Here is a 431-nt window from a genome sequence, read left to right as displayed (position 1 = left end):
TACAACGGCGCCGCCGTCTCCGGCGGCAAGGCCAGCCTGCTCAGCGCCGGCCCCGTCGACTTCGCCTTCACCGAGGCCGCCGCCCCGGTCCTGTCGTCGCCCCCGCCGGTGGTGGTGGCGCCCCCGCCGCCCGTCGTCACCCCGGTGCCCAGCACCGGCATCGGCCCCATTCCCGCCCAGTTCGGCGCCGCCGGCGCCTGGGGCCAGGACAGCCAGGTCTGGACCGGCCACCTCAACTTCGGCGGCACCAGCTACGAGACCTTCGGCGCCATGCCCGCCTGGGGCGGCCTCTCCACCGTCCAGGCCGCGCCCAAGGCCTGGGACGCCGCCTGGGACAGCCATATCGCCGTCGACAACTTCGTCACCGCCAACCTCGACCTCCGCGCCGCCGGCACGAAGGCGCTGGATGTGCTGGCCGTCAGCGCCCAGAA

General features: G+C 74.9%; 1 pseudogene. It reads left to right on the top strand.

Going from position 1 to position 431, the window contains the following annotated elements:
• A pseudogene (locus tag AC0IW9_RS30395) lies at nt 1-431 on the top strand (hypothetical protein); the annotation flags it as partial.

The sequence above is a fragment of the Belnapia sp. AC561 genome, from assembly GCF_979252845.1.
Note: the sequence above shows the minus strand (reverse complement) of the source record. Positions and strands in the feature narration are given on the sequence as shown.